At 68.4% G+C, this 18,374-nt stretch carries 15 protein-coding genes; 13 read left to right on the forward strand and 2 right to left on the reverse strand.

All coding sequences use genetic code 11. The features are described from left to right. Positions 1–4 precede the first annotated feature (4 nt). Positions 5–856, forward strand: a complete 852-nt coding sequence (locus tag DER29_RS29515; RefSeq protein WP_233600236.1) for a hypothetical protein — start codon at positions 5–7, stop codon at positions 854–856. Positions 857–1,532: 676 nt separating this feature from the next. Here the strand turns inward: DER29_RS29515 and DER29_RS34320 are convergent. Further along, positions 1,533–1,670, reverse strand: coding sequence for a hypothetical protein (locus DER29_RS34320; protein WP_158619094.1), 138 nt, complete (start codon positions 1,668–1,670; stop codon positions 1,533–1,535). A gap of 240 nt (positions 1,671–1,910) precedes the next feature. Here DER29_RS34320 and DER29_RS29525 point away from each other — a divergent pair, with 240 nt between their 5' ends. The 7 genes from DER29_RS29525 (at position 1,911) to DER29_RS29555 (ending at position 10,890) form a co-directional block, all read left to right on the forward strand. After that, positions 1,911–2,999 carry a hypothetical protein gene (locus DER29_RS29525; RefSeq protein WP_148710124.1) on the forward strand — a complete coding sequence of 363 codons (1,089 nt, stop codon included), beginning with the start codon at positions 1,911–1,913 and terminating at the stop codon, positions 2,997–2,999. Positions 3,000–3,178: 179 nt separating this feature from the next. Beyond that, positions 3,179–3,925 (forward strand): helicase associated domain-containing protein, encoded by a 747-nt coding sequence (locus DER29_RS29530; RefSeq protein WP_158619095.1) that lies wholly within the window; start codon positions 3,179–3,181, stop codon positions 3,923–3,925. A gap of 547 nt (positions 3,926–4,472) precedes the next feature. Next, a complete protein-coding gene (locus DER29_RS29535; RefSeq protein WP_121400970.1) occupies positions 4,473–5,351 on the forward strand; it encodes a hypothetical protein in 879 nt (292 codons plus the stop codon). Positions 5,352–5,371: 20 nt separating this feature from the next. Next, the gene (locus tag DER29_RS29540) at positions 5,372–6,214 is read left to right on the forward strand and encodes an endonuclease/exonuclease/phosphatase family protein (RefSeq protein WP_121400971.1); all 843 of its coding nucleotides are present in this window, start codon (positions 5,372–5,374) and stop codon (positions 6,212–6,214) included. Between the two features lie 47 nt (positions 6,215–6,261). Next, complete coding sequence (locus DER29_RS29545) at positions 6,262–6,861, forward strand: GNAT family N-acetyltransferase (RefSeq protein ID WP_148710125.1); 600 nt, start codon at positions 6,262–6,264, stop codon at positions 6,859–6,861. Positions 6,862–6,903: 42 nt separating this feature from the next. Then, a complete protein-coding gene (locus tag DER29_RS29550; RefSeq protein WP_121400973.1) occupies positions 6,904–7,998 on the forward strand; it encodes a hypothetical protein in 1,095 nt (364 codons plus the stop codon). 519 nt (positions 7,999–8,517) lie between these two features. After that, positions 8,518–10,890 carry an EAL domain-containing protein gene (locus DER29_RS29555; RefSeq protein ID WP_158619096.1) on the forward strand — a complete coding sequence of 791 codons (2,373 nt, stop codon included), beginning with the start codon at positions 8,518–8,520 and terminating at the stop codon, positions 10,888–10,890. Here DER29_RS29555 and DER29_RS29560 read toward each other — a convergent pair. Beyond that, positions 10,846–11,766, reverse strand: coding sequence for a DUF6545 domain-containing protein (locus tag DER29_RS29560; protein ID WP_158619097.1), 921 nt, complete (start codon positions 11,764–11,766; stop codon positions 10,846–10,848). The genes DER29_RS29555 and DER29_RS29560 overlap by 45 nt on opposite strands. Before the next feature lie 297 nt (positions 11,767–12,063). On the opposite strand from DER29_RS29560, the gene DER29_RS29565 reads away from it, so the two are divergent. From DER29_RS29565 to DER29_RS29585, 5 genes are all read left to right on the forward strand, one after another. Next, positions 12,064–12,894, forward strand: a complete 831-nt coding sequence (locus DER29_RS29565; protein WP_121400976.1) for an SAM-dependent methyltransferase — start codon at positions 12,064–12,066, stop codon at positions 12,892–12,894. A gap of 150 nt (positions 12,895–13,044) precedes the next feature. Next, complete coding sequence (locus tag DER29_RS33985) at positions 13,045–13,539, forward strand: hypothetical protein (protein ID WP_148710126.1); 495 nt, start codon at positions 13,045–13,047, stop codon at positions 13,537–13,539. Positions 13,540–13,587: 48 nt separating this feature from the next. Continuing rightward, complete coding sequence (locus DER29_RS34325; RefSeq protein WP_158619098.1) at positions 13,588–14,487, forward strand: hypothetical protein; 900 nt, start codon at positions 13,588–13,590, stop codon at positions 14,485–14,487. Positions 14,488–14,714: 227 nt separating this feature from the next. Beyond that, the gene (locus DER29_RS29580; protein WP_121400979.1) at positions 14,715–16,694 is read left to right on the forward strand and encodes an ATP-dependent endonuclease; all 1,980 of its coding nucleotides are present in this window, start codon (positions 14,715–14,717) and stop codon (positions 16,692–16,694) included. A gap of 14 nt (positions 16,695–16,708) precedes the next feature. Beyond that, entirely contained in the window at positions 16,709–18,220 is a 1,512-nt protein-coding gene (locus DER29_RS29585; protein ID WP_121400980.1) for a UvrD-helicase domain-containing protein, read from the forward strand. The last annotated feature ends 154 nt before the right edge of the window (positions 18,221–18,374 follow it).

Below are 18,374 nucleotides of genomic sequence, written 5' to 3' on the forward strand. Positions count from 1 at the left end.
CCTCGTGGTGCTCACCGCGTGCCAGAGCGACGACACTGCCCCTGCCACATCAGGACGAGACGTGAGTCCGCCATCCGCAGAACAGCCGTCCGCCTCACCCGTTACGACAGCAACCGCCGCCGGGCTTACTGCTCGGCAGCGCTTGGAACTGCTCGCCAGCACCATCAGCGCCACAACCGCTGACACCACCGCCGAGCTGCCCTACACGTACCTGCACCTGCAGACGTGGGCACGCGCGACCAACACGATCGTCCGCACCGACCTACGACGCTGGCGCCACGACACGAACGGCTCAGGCCGGGAGATCAGCCGCCGGGCACCGGACCTGCGTGGCGTAAACCACCAGCCCACACCCGACGACCGCGACCAGTTCAGCCGGGCCACGCAGACCACGACCCGATACGAGGCCGGACAACTGCATCCCTACCTTCCTGGTGCGATCCCGGCCGACCCGGGGGAACTGGCCAAACTGCTCGCGCCGCCCGAGCTGGTCAACGAGCCCGCCTACCCGAGGCTGCTGGCCGGCGGCGTCGTCGGCCTAGCCACCAGCCAATACCTCAACCAGCAGCAACGCGCCACAGCCCTGCGCATCCTGGCGACAGTTCCCGGCATCACGTACCGAGGCACGACAAAGGACCTCGCCGGCCGACCCGGACTGCTCTTCCGAGTCGTCGCCGGGGGATCCACCTCGACGTTGGTGATCGACTCGGCCACCGGCGAGCTGCTCGCCGCTCAGGAATGGCTCGATGGCGGGCGCCGGCCAGGCCTGTTCTCCTACGTCCTCCTGCTGGAGCGCGGCCGTGCTGGCACCGACACCCCCACCGCACCACCATCGCCACCATCGCCGCCATCGTGATCTACGTGCGGTGACACGCCACCGGTCGCCGAACCCTGGGCGGTAGGGCGGCGGCCGGTCCTGTGGCCGGCGGCAGCGGTTCCCCCGTTCCCTGCCGCCGGCCACCCATCCCATCAGCAACAAGCCAGCCAGCAAGGGAGTACGAGGTGACACATAAAATTCGAGCCGCCCGATGGACGGAGCAGCACCTTGTCTCCGCGGTGATTGCCGAGGCCCTACAGCCCACTCCTCTTGCCGCTTGGCTGGTACCCAACGAGGAACAGCGCGGACGTGTCCTGGCCGATGTCGCCAAAATCTGGGTCGAGCATGCCCTCTTCTTCGGCGACGTCTACGTCGCTACCGGCCCTGCTACCGACCTCGCTGCCGTCGCAGTCGGCTTCCACCGGTTAGGGCCAATTCCCCCACCGCGCAAATACACCACTCGCCTCGCCACCGCCGCCGGACCGCACGCAGAGCGTTTCCTCGCCCTGGACGACATCATCGCCAGCCGGCAACCGACCCACGCCCATCACCACCTCGCGTACCTCGCCGTGCGCCCCACACACCAGAAGTCCGGCCGGGCCCACGCACTGCTAGCACACCTGACCAGCCGGAACGACCGCATCGACCTACCATCCTGGACCGTCACCCTGCCCGACGGGCAACACCTTCTCCGCCAGGCCGGCTACGACACCACTCAGCCGACCGTGCAGCCGAGCACCGGCGTGACCATGCACCCGATGAGCCGCAACCCACACCAGCGCAGCGGCACCTCATCACCAACAGCCCGGGTGGCGAACACCACGACGTCGCCACCGCCTACGCGTCCCGTCACCCCATCCCCGGCCACGGGGCCGCCTGCTCCTACCGCCTACGCGTCCCGTCACCCCATCCCCGGCCACGGGGCCGCCTGCTCCTACCGCCTACGCGGCATCCCCCACCACATCGACCTGACCGCACACCCGCCGCACCGTAGGCACCGGTCAGGTCAGCGCTGAGGTTGCCGGCTCCACCAAGTGGCCACCACACCGACCGACCCATTTCAATCACCGTCCATCCGGGGGAGACCACTACCGTGCCAGCACGGACCGAGACGCCGGCAGCCACGCTCGTCGCCAACATGGTCGCTGCGGTCGAAGACCGCACGGCCGAACTCGGCCGACCGGCCGCGATCATCGCTGTGGCGCAGGCCCACGGCCTACCAGCCCGCACCGTGGAGAGATGGGCGGGGCGTGCCATCTGCGTCCAGACCGCGCCGGTCCCGCCGGGGCTGCTCATCTGCCAGCCCTGCGGTCGGCAGATGATCCTGCTGCACGACTCGGACGGGTCCCTGGCCTACCTGTGCGCGCCTGCCTGCGGCCGGGCGCCGATGCCCGCCGCCGTCATCCGTGACGAGGTAGCCGCGGCGATCCTGCGCCGCGTCCCGCACCTGGTGCCGAAACGGCAGCGCGATCGGGCCGCCGACTACGCTACCGGCGCCATCCAGCGTGTCCGTGTGGGCATCACCGGCCTGACGATCGACTGGCGCGAGAGCCTCCTACCGGTCGTCGCGCCCCGCATTTCCATGGCACAGCGCCTGACCCGCGCCACGGAGTGCGCCCACGACGGCCAGCACGGCCGTGCCATCGATCTCCTGCGCACCGGACTGGCGTACGTCGATCCCCACCACGGGCCCGCGCGTGACGGAGCGAGCGCCCAAGCTGGTGCTCTGCTCGCGCGACTCCTGCTCGCCGACGGCGACGTACACACCGCCCTGCTGTGGGCCACGTGGGCACACCAATCCCTGCGTCAGCTCCAACCCCACCGTACTGCCGTCGAGACCCGCACCGCGCTGCACGTCCTGGCCGCCGCGCAGCACCGCACCAACCGCCTCGCCGACGCCACCACCAGCTACATGGACCTCATCGGCCTGCACACCGATGCCGAAGGCCCTACCGCTCGCGCCACCCTGACCGCCCACGCAGCCCTCGCCGATGTCCTCGCTAACGCCGGCAACTGCGACCAGGCGCAGCGGCTGCTTGTCCGCACGATCACCATCTACAGCCGCTCCTACCCCGATGGCCCCTCGCGAGCCGCCGTCACACAGATGCGTACAGCGCTGCACCGCATCCGCGCCACCTGCGTCGCCCACCATCCGCATCACCAGGCCACCAGGGCACCCTGACCCCCGCTGACGTGCCTGCTCATTCATCCGGAACCTGATGCTGGCGGCATCACTGTTGTCAAGCGTCACCGTCGGCCTTGATCCCGACGTGGCTTTCATACATGGCCTGCCTGTGCTGCTCGGCCCGGCCACGCGCCGCACTCAGTCAACCCCTGACAGAAAGACGCCATACCCTCGTCATGCCCGCCTACGTTCCCCCCTCCTACGCCAACCTCGTCGCTCCCGTGCACGGCCGCAGTCTCGACGACCGCGAAAGGCTTCGACTCCGCGTTGTTGAGCGCCTCAACAACAATCCGCGCACACGCTGGTGGTTCGCAGGGATCTCCGCCGCTGTGGCCTTCCACGAACGCGAAGGCCACCTGGTGGTATTCCGATATCACCTTGAGGACGGTTACGACCTCGGCGGGTTCATCCACAACATGCGGAGGCGTTACCTCAGACCACGCGACCACGGTGAGCAACTCGACGCGGAGCAGGTGTGGATCCTGGACGCCCTCGGCATGGTGTGGCGGATCAACAACGCGCGGTGGGCAGAAATCTACATCCCCGCATTCGCCTCTTTCGCCCGCCGCGAGGGACACCTGCGAGTGCCCCGCGAGCACCGTGAGGATGGCATCAAGCTCGGCTACGTTACGCACAACACCCGCAAGCAACGCCGACTCGGCAAGGTCCCGCAGTGGCGCATCGACGTCCTCGACGGGCTCGGCTTCGAGTGGCAGGTCCATGCGCCGAGAGCCCGCCGTGCCATGGCCCCTGCACCCGGGATCGACAGCCCAGCCACGATCCCGGCCTACGGGTCTACCTGCGCACTCTCGACCGCACATACATCCAGTAGCCACCAACCCCACACCGACAGCCATTCTCCTCCCCCGACCGGCCACGTTCGTGACCGGCCAGCCACGCCACTGTCGGACACGTGGGACTAGGCATGCCCCGCCGGCCGCTGACCCACAGTCGCCGACGCGCACATCGTCGCCCTCCTAGGGGCATCCGGCCCGATCGTGGAGCTGGCCGACGCCGTTCCCGGTGTGCCCGAGGGCGCGGTCCACGACGCGATCAAGACGTGCGGAGGGCGCACTGTCGCGCACCTGCCCAACGGCCAGCGCGCCGCACGACGAGTCGGCGGACAACAGGTCACCGCCCGGCGACGCCACGCACGCGTCACCAATTGGCACGGACACCCGCACCGTTTTTGAAGGAGTAGCCATGAAACTCGGCATTGCGGCATCGCCCACACCAGCGTCGACGGGTGCGGCTTCCATGTCCTCACCACCGTCGCCTAGTCCACCGGTGGTAGGTCCGCCCAGCCCAGGCCTCCACCTGACGCTGTTACAGAGAACCGAGCGTTTCGTCAGCTACCACCCGCTCGACCAGGCTGTCGGCCCCCGCCGGCGTCTCGCCGTCATCCGTGCGCGAGGAGTCCACCTCCGGACCGTCGGAGGTCATGCGGCGACGCGGATCCGATCCGGCGCGATGCTGCTCGGGGTGCTGCTCCTCGTGGCCGCCTGCGCCAGGCCCACGGTGCAACCGCTGGTCTCGATGCCGACTCCGTCGCCCGCCTCGACGTCGAGTAGCGCACCGCCGGTCGCCGCCGGCCCGGTCCTGACCCGCCTGGCCGACCGCCTCAGCGACGCGCCAGCCGACACCACTTCCGGCGCCTACCAGTACGTCGAGCGCCGCACCTGGTACCGCGACATCATCGGCCCGCCCGGACCCGCCGGGTGGCCCGAGCGGGTCCGGTTCGACCAGCTGTGGCGTACCGACGACACCCGCAGCGGCCGACAGCTCAGCGTGCTCGTCGCCGCCGACAGCTGTACCCCGCACGACGCTGACAGCAGTTGGACCCGACACGCCAGTGACCAGTTTGAGCGAACGCCTCCACGCACGCCGGCTGACCTGCGTGCTCACCTGCTCATCGGTGCTGGACCGGAGGAGACCAAGCCCCAGCACATCGTCGGCGGGATCGCGGCGCTCTACGAGCACCTGGCGCTCACCCGCCCGGTCCGGGCCGCAGCGTTACGGCTGCTCGTCCAGCAACCCGGCCTGCTCGTGCAGACCGGCGTCACCGATCGCATCCACCGGCCCGGAATGGACGTCATTCTCCCGTACACCGACGGCAGTGGTGTGCCACGGCGCGACATCCTCACCATCGATGCGAGCACCGGCGTCCTCCTCGCCGCCTACAGCACCATCACCGGCCCTATCCCACCCCTGGACCCACGTATGGGGCCTGACGGCGAAGCCGTGATGCTTGCCGAGGCCGCCAGCTACCGCCTCTATGCCGACAGCCGCCGCACCCCGACCACCCGCGTCCCGGCGGCTGGCTGCCAGCACCCGGCGGCCCGGCAATGACCCGGCGCACGCTGCGTGCCGTGAGCTGGAACCTGATGTCGTATGGGAAGTCGGGGTCGGTGACGCGGCGTGGGCAGCACGAACTGCTGCGTTTCCTCCGCCCCGACGTGGTGTGTTTGCAGGAGATCTATGCCGTGGGCGCGGACACGCTGGAACTCGACCGGCTCGTGGGTGCGATAGCCGAGGCGCTCGGGATGGCGGCCATCGCAGTCCCCGCAGCGCATTCCGACTGCCACTTGGCGATCTTGTGGCGGCCGGAGTACGCCGTGTTGTCCCAGCGGGCGTATGACCTGCTGATGTGGCACGGCCTGGGTGTTGTCCGGCTCGATGTCGGCGCGGAGGTGTCGCTGACGGTGGCGGTCACCCACCTCGGCCCGTGGTCGCCCGACAAGCAACTCGCCGACGCCTACACCCTGACCGGGCAACTACCGCTATCGGAGGCGACGATCCTGAGCGCCGACTGGAACTCCTTCGGCGCCGATCCTAAGTACGACCCTGAGCCAAACTGGTCGGCTCTCCCCGCGGAGTGGATCGCGCGGCATGTCCGGTGGAACGACGACCCCGATGCGCCGCCGGTAGCCGACCGACGCCCGTCGCAGATGATGCAGCGCAGTGGCTTCCACGACGCTGCCCCCACCCTGCGGGTGCCGTGGAAGGCCACCGGCGGTCACCGCGGCGGCTGGAGCCGACGCGAGGACGTCTTCTGGACCACCCGGCCAGCTGCGCTGCGCAGCTACCACGTGATCGACACCCCAGCAGCACGCAGGCTCTCAGACCACCTGCCAATCGTGGTCGACTTCGATCCGCAGGCGTTGGCGCAGGCACCGACCTCCGCCTCACCCAGGGAAGGGGTGAAGCCGTGACCGCAGAGCAGGCAGGCGCAGTGGCCAGCCCTGCCCTGACTGCCACGATGCGCAGGGCAACGCCCCGCGACGTCGCCGCGATTACGGTGCTGCTGGCCAGCGCCCTCGACGCCGACCCCGTCGTGCGGTGGCTGCTGCCCGACTCGACACAGCGCGTCACCGTCCTGCACCGCCTGCTCGCCGTTAACGTCGACCACGCCATCGAGACCGGGACCGTCGACGTAGCCGTGAACCTTTCGGCAGTCGCGGTGTGGCGTCGCTACGACCCGGACGCCTCTGCCTGGCCGCTCGGCGCTCACCACCTGACCACCTTCGCCGGCACTGCGGCCCGCCGCCTGCGGCAGCTGACCTCGGTCGTCGACGGCTACCGCTCCTGGGCGCCGCACCACTGGCTGTCATGGCTGGCCGTGCACCCCGCCTTCCGCCGACAGGGCCTCGCCAGCGAGCTACTACGACGGCATCACGCCGTCGTCGACAGCTCCGGATGGCCGGCCTACACCGTGGTCACCACCGAGGCCGCCCGCGACCTGCTGCGCGAGCAGGGCTACCACGCCGCCCTGCCGCTGGCCCTACCCGACGGACCGAAACTCTGGCCCCTGAGCAGGGAAGCCCGACCGGTACGTCCAGCAATCCTCCACCCTGCCTGACCGCCGAAGCCCGAGCTGTCCTCCACCATCCGAGAGCCCTTGATGCCCCAGAACATGACCCGGCGCCCGACCGCGTGGACCCCCGCCTTCGTCGCGGACGTGGTAGCCGACGTCCTGAACAGCGGCGAGAGCGCCGGCCTCTACCGCGCCACCACACTGACGGCGCAGGACCACCAGATCCCGGCAGCCACCGTATGGCGATGGGTGGCACGCGCCACCGGAATCGAGACGGTGTCACTGCCGCCAGGGCTGCTCGTCTGCCGACTGTGCGCGCAGCCGATGGTGCTCGTGGATCTGCCTGAGCAAGAGCCGTGCTACACGTGCCGCTCGGCTTGCCCACGCCGCCCGCTGCCCGCTGCGCAGATCAGCACCCTTATCGCCGAGGCCATGCTGCAACGCGTCCCCCACCTCGTCCCCCGCGGTCGGACCCACGACGCCACCCTCTACGCACCCGGCATCATCCGCCGCATCACGGTCGGCGCGGCCCCCACAGACCTGCACATCACCTGGCACCCCGCACCACGACGCCTACACCGGCCCGACCTGACCGCACAGCAGCGGCTCGACCTCGCCCGCCAGCGGATGGACGCCGGCGACATGACTGACGCACTCGGACTACTAGAGACCGGACTCCTCCAGATCGATTCCCACCGCACGGGCGCCACCGCACGCGACGAGACGACCGCCACCGCCGCCGTCCTCTACGCGCAGCTTCTACTCACGACCCACCGCGCCCCGATCGCTATCGCCTGGGCCGCCTACGGCCACCGATCCCTGCGCAACATCCTTGGTGACCACAACCCGACCACGTGCCACGCGCTGAAGGTCCTCGCCGCCGCGCACCGCCACGCCGGTCACACCTCCCAGGCCGCCGACCTGTACGCCGAACTCGCCACACACCTCCACCACGTGCTGGGCCCTCGCGCGCTGCCCACCATCGCGGCTCACGCCACCCACGCACTACTGCTGTTCGACAGCGGCGACTGCCTCACCGCACGGCAACTGCTCGCAGACACCCTCGCCACCCACAAGACCCAGCGACCCGAACACCCCGACGGCCCTCGGATGCAACACGAACTCGACCGCATGCGCCGCCACTGCCTCAACAACAAGCACCGACACCCCGCCGATGCCTGACGCTCATTGGCTCTCAACCGTCTGTCCGTTACTCAAGCCTCTTACGTCAGGCACGCCGTGGCGACCCGCGCTGCCCCGAGGCGATCTTCGCCTCACCGCGAGGTGGTTGTCACGGCGCCGACTGATTGCTCAGGAGAGCCGGGGTGAATTCGTCTACCCCGCTGTCTTCTTGCTGTCGGCGATGCCCGTGGCGCCCATCAGTCGATCCAACCTTCGTGGGATCCGCCTACTTCGCCCCTCTTTAGCCAACGGAAAAGCCGCAGTGCGCGAGTGATGACCAAAAAGACCTTTCATGTTGATTGAAGCCTATGTGATGGCATATGTTCCCTCTGATCTCGGTCCGGCCTAGGGAGGTGGCAGCATGCGTAAGGGCGTCGAGTGGGGCTGAAGAACCAGTGGTGGGCTGCTACTGTGGACGACTTGCACGAGAGGACTGGGCCGATGAACACGGGGGCCTGATTGATGTCAACCCAGCGTGGAAGATGGGCGCTGGTCGCATTGACATCCATGGTTTGCATTATGGCGCTGGTGTGCCTCGTGTGGGCGGTAACCCATGCGGGGCAACCGGCGCGTTACTATTTCGTGTATCCGCTGATGGGTGCGGCGCTGATGGCGGTGGGCGCGATCTGTTCGGCGCCATTACCGCAACGGATGCCAATTCGGATCACTCTGACGCCCACCGCGTCGTTGGTGTGTGCCGCGGCGTTGCCGGCGCCTTGGGTGATCTTGTGTGCGGCCGTCGGCGTGGCGGTGGCACGGATGGTGACGCGGTACCCCCGCGCCTCGGGCTTGCACAAGGCGATCCAGAACACCAGCATGGACATCGTTGCGGCTGCCGCCGCAGCGGCGGTTTTGTATGCCTTCGGGGTGCGTCCCGGCTTCGTCGAGGCCGACCTGGACACGTCAGAGTTGGCACGTCTTGGAGCGGGTCTCCTGGTAGCGGCGGCCGTCGTGTTCGCCATCGAAGAGTTGATCACGAGCGCCGCAGTGATGTTGGCAACCAGTAGACCGTTCGCGCTGGTGCTGCGTACCCTCTGGCGCACCCGTCTGATCGTCGCGCTCGGCGAGATCGTCACTGCCGGCCTGTTCGCGGTCGTTATCGGGCTCGACAAGCGGGCGATGATCGCCCTGCCTGCGGTGATGCTCGTACTGCACCTCGCGGTGACGTACCGGCTGCGCATTCGTGAAGAGCGGCGCGCCTGGGAGCACCTGGCAGCGCTGACCGACGCGCTGTCGGCCCGGGACCTGCACACCGTCCTGCACACAGCCGCAGTCGGAGCGGTCGGACTATTCGGCGCCCGGACGGCCGACATCGAGATTCACGGCGGCGAGCGACTGGTGCGCGCCGACAGCGAGGCGGGGGAGGCAGGAGTCGTGTACGACGGCCCTGCATCCGAAGCTCCCGACATAGCTGGCGCCCGAACGGTGGTGCGGCACGAGATCCGGCGCGATGCGACCGGATTGCAGGGCATGGTGCGGCTCTACCTGACAGGCCGGCGTGACGTGTTGTCAGTGCGTGAGCGGGCAACGTTGCGGGCTTTCGCCGCGAACCTGTCGACCAGCCTGGACGGCGTCCACGCCTACAGACTGTTGGCGGAAGATGCCCATCGACACGAGCTGGCAGCCACCCAAGATCCCGACACCCGACTACCGAATCGGACGGCGGTGCTGTCTCGCGTGACGGCGAAGGCGACCGGAACCTGTCACGTCGTGGTCGTCCGCCTGGAGAACTACCAGTTCCTGGCCGATGCGATCGGCAGGGACCGCGCGCTCAGGGTGCTCAACGAACTCGCCAGTCGGCTGTGCCGAGCGGCACGAGACGCGTCTTCCGTTGTCGGTCGCGTCGGCGACGCGGAATTCGCGCTGGTCATGTGGAACCTGTCAAAGGACACCGCCTACCAGCGGGCATGCTGGGCGGTGGCGGCGCTGCGTCGACTGGTCACCGACGAGCAGGGCCCGTTGAGCGTGCGGGCGAGCGCCGGAATGACGTCGGGACCGGCCGCGCAGGCGCACGACCTGCTGGATGCCGCGGAGCGAGTGATGTGGCGGGCGGTCCGCGCGGGACAGGACCGCCTGGTGTCCTACCAGGCGGCCCCCGTACCCGGCACCTCGTTGGCCCGAGAGCTGCTGGACGCACGTATGTCGATTTCCTGCGAGCCGATCGTGGACCTGACCACCGGCCGCATCGTCATGGTGCAGTCGACGCCGCGATTCCTCTACTCCCGACACGACGTGTTTGCCGCCGACGAGGACATCTACCAACTCATCGACGATGAGGAAGCCTTGCGGGACCTCGCGCGCAAGGTGGTCGCACGCTCGGTGTCGGCGGCGACCACCTGGCGGGAGGCGCTGCCGCGGACAGCGTTGATCGTGCCGGTGCCGGCACGTGCGCTGACACCGCAGTTTGCTGACTCTCTGCGGGAGATGCTGAGCGGCTACGGCGTGGCCGCGTCATCGCTGGTGCTGGAGGTCGCGGAACCGACCGCGCTGCGCGATCGGAACACCATTGAGCAGCTGCGGCACTACGGAGTACGGCTGCTGCTGGCGAACTTTGGCAGCGACCAGAACAGCTTCGAGGCACTGAACGCCGCCGACTGGAGCTTCCTGCGCCTGCACCCGGCCTACGCGCTGGACGCCGGTTGGCGGCCCGCCCGCTCCGTCATCCGCGCGGCGGCCGACCTGTCCATCGACCTGGGCTTCGCGGTCATCGCTCCCGGCATAGCAGCCGAAGACGAACGGGATGAGTTGGCTGCCCTCGGCTGTGCTTTGGGCAGCGGCTCACTGTTCGGCGGCGCAATGTTCCCCAGCCAGTTGAGAAACCACGCGCGGCTGTGGCAGCCACGGGCTCTACCTGGGCGGGCGAGAGTGCTGCGGCTGCACCGCTCGGGATGACCGGCCGCGCCGGGCGACGCCCTCAGGCAGCGGCGCCACCGACAGCACCTGCGCGAGAGCCGAGTGGCGTGGCTCGTCGCTCGCGTTGATGGTCGCAACCAGGGGTGCCCAGCGAGCGACCTCGGCCGCCACCACGGGGGAGTCATGCCATGCGCAGGAGATACGGGCGAGGCGCCGAGTTTCCCCGCGCACATCGGACACGTCGACAGGTGGTGTCGTGTCGAGCGGGTCGTCGACAACGGGAAGCGCGGCTTGACGCCGGCGCAGCGCGACGGCGAGTGTGGCGGCGTCCGCGACCGCGGCGGCGGTAGCGGAGTCCAGGCGATAGCGGTGCGCCCGCCGCTGCGCGCTGGCGTGCACCCGCCTGCTGCACCAGGGGCGCAAAAGCCGCAGCGCATCGTGAACCTCGATGACGCGGCGGTGGCGATGCCGGCTCCCGCCGACCTCCACCGGCAGGGGTACACCGGTGGTCGTGCTGACGATCGTCGCGTCGGGCATTCCGGCCCGCAGCTTGATCCACAGCTGGTTGACGTGCCAGTCCGTACGACGGTCCGCCCACCACGTCGCCGGCCGCCAAGCCCGCAGTCGTGCTGGCTTTTCGCTAGGCCCGCCGCCGGACTTGGCGGCGGCACGGATCATCTGCTGGTACAGCAGGTCGGCGGCCAATTCCGCTTCGGCCTCCATGGCGGGATCGATGTCGGAGTGCATCGCACTGCCAGCGTGCCCGAGGACGAGATGCGCGACCTCGTGCAGCACGCTCTGCGTCCGCGCAAGCGTCGGCAAACTCGCGTCAACAAGGATGTAGTCGGCGCGGTCCAGAGGAACAAGGACACCGGAGGGGTAGTCCGCGCCGAACGGTTCGTTCCGGATGACCAACGGTCGCCCCCGGGAATCTCCGATCGCCTGGCACCACCCCTCGACTGTGTAGGGCTCGGGCGGCGGTGGCACTCTTGCCTTACGCAGACGCCGCCGCAGACGCGCACGAGCCCACACCACACCGACCTCCCGAAACTACGATCAGTGATGATCGAAAGGTCAGAGTGTAGCGCCCAAAGGGTCACCTGCGAGTACCCGATCATCGCACCCCGCTGGAACAGCCACGTCGGCTAAGCTCCCCCTCCTCATCCACCGACACCAACGTGCCACCGCACACGTCCACAAGACGGAGGAGCAGTGAGCGACCAGCAACCTGACACACACGCCGCAGCCGGCGGACGGGCCACCGTCGCACGCATCTACGACTACCTCCTCGGCGGCAAGCACAACTTCCCCGCCGACCGCGAAGCGGCACAACAGCTCATCCAGGTCGTCCCCGAAGCGGCCGACATCGCCTGGTCCAACCGCCTGTTCCTGCGCCGCGCCGTCCGAGTGCTGGCCGAGGCCGGCATCACCCAGTTCCTCGACCTCGGCTCCGGCATCCCCACCCAGGGCAACGTGCACGAGATCGCCCAAGCCATCGACCCCACCAGCAGAGTTCTGTACGTCGACATCGACCCTGTCGCCGTCGTCGCCTCCAACGAGATCCTGACGGGCAACCCCGGCTGCCGCGCCATCGAGGGCGACTTCAACCGCCCCGACCTCATCCTCGACGCCCTCGACGACGGTGACCCCGCCACGGTGATCGACCTCAACAAGCCCACCGCCCTCATCTACTGCGCCGTACTCCAGCAGGTGCCCGACGAGCGCATCAATGACGTCGTCGCGCCGATCCGCGACCGGCTCGCCCCCGGCAGCGCCATCGTGATCTCACACCTGAGCGCCGCAGTGACCGACACCTACGGCGAAGACGGCGTGACCACGGCGAAGAACGTCTTCCGCGCCCGCGCCGCTACCGAGATCACCCTGCGCACCGACGAGCAGATCGCCGCACTACTCGGCGACTACCGCACCCTGGCACCCGGCCTCGTACCCCTCAACAACTGGCGACCCGAGCTGAGCGAGCCAGACCCCTACGCCACGGCCCCCGGCGGCTCACCGATGCGGGGCGCGGTAGCCACCAACTGAGCATCGAGGCCGCACTCGTGCCGAAAGCCCTGGCCGGTGCCGGAGGTGCTTGCCATACTCTAAGGCATGGCGAACGGGTCGACCTGTCACCACTGTGGAACTACTGGCACAGCCCGCGCCCTGCCCGCAGTGCACGCAGCGGGGACACGCATGGCGCGCACATCCACCACCACCACCATCGTCGGGGGCGCAGTCGCCGTCCGCAGTCGCAGCCGCACCAGGTCATCGAGCCTGCTGGCGACACAACTGCGTCCCCCCGCCGCGCAGCCCTCCGCGTCACGCCCAGCCACAGCGGCAGCAGGATGCGCCGCGCTGGCCCTCTTCATCCTCTACGGGCTGCTGGCCTCGTCGACGACTTCCACGCAGGACGCCTCAGCAGCGCTGTTCATGGCAGCGGTCCTCACCACGGCCGCCGCCCTGACGGCAGTCGTGGCGGCTGCACGCTGGCGACGTACGCGGCAGTCAGCCGTGACGACGGCGCGAGCGATGAGCGTCTGGCGCGCAGGCACCTGGTGCGTCAATTGCCACTACGTGACCTTGCCGATCCCAGGCACCGGCCGCCCGGCCCTGGTGAACGCCGAACACGCTCATCGAGCGATCCGCGACCTCGCAACCTCCGGCGCCACCGCAGTTGCCCTGCGCTGATACGCGGGAGCTGGCCCGTGCCCAGCGGCGACCCAGCCCAGCGAGTTCGTGGCCGCTGTCAACGCCTACTGCGCAGAGAATCAGCACAGCGACAACATCCCTGCCTGCCCGTCCGGCCGACCGCTCCTCAGCCGCCGGTTCCGGCGCACGCTGGCCTGGCACATCATCCGCCGCCCTCGCGGGCTGGTGGGCGCCACGATCCAGTACGGCCACGTCCGCACCCAGATCATGCTCGGCTATGGCGGCAGCTTCGCGTCCGGCTTTCCAGACGTCACTGCCGTCGAGGAGTTCCTCCAACGGCTGGACGAGATCCTGGAGGACCAGCAGCGACTCGAAGACGGTGAACACGTCAGCGGGCCGGCCGCCGACACCTACCGCCAGCGAGTCGGTGACGCGAAGGCGACCTTCGCCGGCCGCGTCCTACGCAGCAGGCAACAGGTCCACGCCATCACCTCGAACCTCAACCTGCAAATCTCCCCCGGCAGAGGCATGACCTGCGTCTTCAGCGCCCCGACCGCCGCTTGCGAGCTTCCCTCTCCACGCACCGCGGACAGCCGCCGCACACCTGCCTTGGACGACTGCCGGCCCTACTGCGGCAACATCGCGCGGACCGACCGCGACGTCAATGAGCTCCGCGTTGATGCCAGCCATGTGGCTGATGTCGTCGCTGACCCTCTCGCGCCACCGATCCGACACCAGCGCGAGGAAGCGACGCTCCACCGGATCACCGAGAAGCACGACGCCGACGCATCGCCCTCGCAGCCCGACGGAAAGCCGCATGACCACGCCAGAAGCAGAGGTCAGGTCGGAGCGAAAGCAGATCGAGGCGGCGATCGAACGTCTGCTGGCCGGAGCACCGCTGCGGTCCAACGGCGACCTCACCGTCATCCAGCTTGCTCTCGAAGCCGACGTGAAGCGGTGGAAGCTCACGCACCGAGAGCAGCTTGAGAAGACCAACCGAGAACTCCGTGAGGAGATCGAGGTGCTCCGGGCGACCGTGAGCTGCTAGGCCCAAGTGATCGACGACCTCAATACCGCGTTCGAGAGTCACAGCCCTCAGAGATCAGCGCTTGCGAAGCGTCTAATCCGTCTTCTGCGGGTTCCGGTCGTTGTCGCGGTGCGGCACACTGGTCCATCGGCAAGTCGAACGGCGCTATGTTACGGGGATACAGCCGATGCATCTCAGCAAGTTGGTGATAACCGGGTTCCGAGCCAGCGCCAACGGCGTCCTCGAGTGCACCATCCCAGGACGGTTCTCGGTGCTGCTCGGTGCCAACAATGCCGGCAAGTCGACGATCTGCGATGCGGTCTTCCTGGGCCACCGGCTGCGGTTTCCCCGCCTTCCCAACCCTCCGTCGACAACTCTCGGCCCCGGCGGCCGCAGCATCACAGTGGAGTACTCGTACGCCGCGAGCCCCATGGACGAGGGGCCGCTGGGCACCAAACTGCAAGTGGCAGCGGGAACGGTTAGCACCGGCATCGCGGGAACCTGGACGTACGGGCTACGCCGGGACCTCGGGCGCGTCGCCACGAACCTGGAACACGCCACCGACCTGATCAACGACGTCCGGGTGATCTATCTGCCGGCGTGGCGTAATCCAGTCGACGACCTCGCCCGCCGAGAGGCCCGTGTGCTGGTGGAACTGCTGCGCGCACAGCAGCAGCGGCTGACCGGCAGCCGTAACTTGCGGACGCTGCGGGGCATGGCGGCAGGCTTGCTGGACACGCTGGCCCAGCACGAAATCTTGCAAAGTATCGAGCAGCGTGTCGGTGAACATCTGCGGCATCTGACCGCCGGGATCTCACGGCAGTGGCCGTTCGTGCGGGGCCAAGCGGTCAACGACGAATACCTGGCCCGGGTGCTGGAGCTGATGCTCGCTACGGTCGCAGACCGGGCCGAGGCCCGTCAGCTCGAAATCAGCGGGCTCGGGTACGTCAACCTGTTGCACATCGCGGTGACCTTGGCCGCGATCCCGGATTCGACAGCCCTGCACGCGGCCGACACGGCCGCAGACGTCAAGGCCATGGCAACCGGCACTGCACCCGGCGGTGAAACCGTCACACCGGGCATCGATGCACCGATGGTGGTTCCGCCGGAGGGAGACGTCTCGGGCGTGCAGGAACCCGTGGATGATCCGGACGCGCAGGTGGCGGCTGCCACAGCCAGATTGGCGCAGGCTAAAGCCGAGCGAGACTCGGAGGACGACTCGTTCTTCCCGTCGACGCCGTTCCACGCCACCGTCGTGATCGAGGAACCAGAGGCGCACCTGCACCCGCAGCTGCAGCACGCCCTGGCCCGGTATCTTCGCCAGGTGGTCGAGCAGCGTCCGGAGCTGCAGGTAATCCTGTCGAGCCACGCCACCGACATCGTCGCCTCCTGCCTGCCCGAGGAACTGGTCGTGGTGCGCCGTACCGCCAGTGGTGCTCACGTGACGCGGCCGGTCGGGCTCCTGCCCCGCGGGGACCGTGACAAGGTACTGCGGTTCGCCCGGCTGCACATGGACGCGACCCGGTCAGCAGCGCTGTTCTCCGAACGGGTCCTGTTCGTCGAAGGCGTCACCGAGGCCGCGGTGCTACGACTGTTCGGCCGGGTCTGGGCCGGCGACGATATCGACAAGGCGGCCTTCGTTGACGCGCTCACGATCACGGTGATGGGCTGGAAAGTCGGCGAATGGCCGGCGCAGCTGCTCGCGACACCCGGCTACGAACTCGCGACCCGGGTCGCGGTCCTCGCCGACAGCGACAAGCAGCCGGACGCGTCGTACGGCCCACCCGCGTGGGTCGGCAGCTACGATCAGGACACGCTGAGATATTTCATTAGCCATCCCACCCTCGAACCATCACTCGTCACCGGCAACGAGGACCTGTTCACCGCCGCACTGCACGAGACCGGCCTGGACGTGCCCGAGCCGCTCGACGTGGCCGGCGTCTACCGACTGTTCGCCAGCAGAAGCTCCGACGGCACCCGCCCGGAGGGCCCCGGCAAGGCGCTGAAGGCGCAGTTCTCCCTCAACCTGGCGCAACTGCTGGAACACCGCGTCCGTACCGACCCGGCGGCGATCACCGTTCCCGGGCACATCGCAGCGCTCTACGACTTCTTGTCCGATCCGAACGCCGCCCTGCCCGACCCGGTCACCACCGACCTGCCGTTCTGACCGAGCGGCGACCAATGGGCGCATCAGCGACCGGATCCGCGACACCCGTAACGCCGGCGGCCACGGGTAAGGGGCTGACCAGCGAACAGCTGCTCGCCGCAGCCGCGACTGAACCGGCTGTGTTCATCGAGGCGGCGCCCGGCTCCGGTAAGACAACGGTGGCCGCCGAACGGTACGGATTCCTGCACTACAGCACCCTGGCCGACCCTCGGGCGATCGTCGCAGTCAGCTTCACCCGCGCCGCAACCTGGGAACTGCGCCAGCGCATCGTACGTACCTGGGGCCCCGGAGCTCTGCGGCCACCGAACCGGGTCGTCACCATCGACACCCTGCTGGTGGAACTACTACATCATCTCCTGCGCCGTGGGGAGCTGACATGGCCGCAAGGACACGCCGACCTGCGGGTGCTCGACAAATGGAGCACCGCCCACCCTCACGCCCGTACCACCACGAAACAGACGCTGACGCTACGTGACCGAACCATAGTCCGGACCCGGGTGAAGGCCTCCCTCGAAGCGCGGATAACCGGCCCGCCGTACTGGGAGAACATCCTCGCTGGCACCTGCACCCACGACGACGTACGTGCCGTCGTCGCGGCGGCGTTGAGTGACCGGCACCTCGCTGCGTTCCTCGGCGGCTATTTGGCGGCCACCATCCGCGGCCTGCTCATCGACGAGGTCTTCGACGCCAACCAGCTCGACCTCGACCTGATCAGCCTGGCCAGGCACCACGGCGTCACAGTGACCCTGATCGGCGATCCGTGGCAGGCACTGTACGAGTTCCGGGGCGCCCGCGCTCACCTGATCACCGGTTTCGTCATTGCCCAAGGACTACGCACCTATCGACTCACCCGCTCGTTCCGGTTCCGCAGCCCGCACTGCATCGCTCTCACTCGGGATCTGCGTGACCGGAAACCGGTCGCCGTGCCACCTCGTGACGGCGCTGCCCTCGACGTTGTCCTGGCCCACGAGTGGAAGACCCTATGGACCGCCGGCGGCGATGTTCTGCCGATGTCGTTCAACAGCCCCAACACCGTCGAGCGGGCCGCCGCTACTCTGCTGGCGGATCTGGTGACCAGCGCCGCGTTCGGTCAGCATGCCGTGTTCGCCGAGGAGTCCTACCGGCTGCTCGGCATCACCGACCCGGCAGCCCGTGACCGGCTGCGCCCACACCTGATCGACGTGCTGGACATCCTGCGTTCGCCCGCGATGACAGCTGTCAACGACACCTGGGACGCCCTCGTGACAGCGATCGGCACCGAGTCCACCCGCCACTTCCGGCCCCGACACCACGCCTACACCGAACCACTGAAGTGGCTGCGGGCGTTCCTGCACCGCAACGTCACCCATCCTGTCCCCGGCCTCACAGTGCACCAGGCCAAGGGCCGAGAATGGGAGGCCGTCGGAGTCTGCCTGACCGGCACGGAGAAGGCAGCACTCGCGGGCGGTCTCGACCCGCTCAACAGCAATCACCGCATCCTCTACGTCGCGCTGACCCGCGCGAAGTCGACCATCGTCGCGCTGTGACGACGTCCGCCGTCAGCACCCGACACCGGCCATGCACGACCACCGCGAAGAGCACGGCTCGCCGAGCCCAACCAAGTGAACGAAATCCGCGATCAACTAAAGTGTCAATGCTATGGTTTCCGCATGTCGGTGAAGTGACGTGAAGGGGTCGACA

The organism is Micromonospora sp. M71_S20 (assembly GCF_003664255.1).
In the GTDB taxonomy this organism is placed as follows: domain Bacteria; phylum Actinomycetota; class Actinomycetes; order Mycobacteriales; family Micromonosporaceae; genus Micromonospora.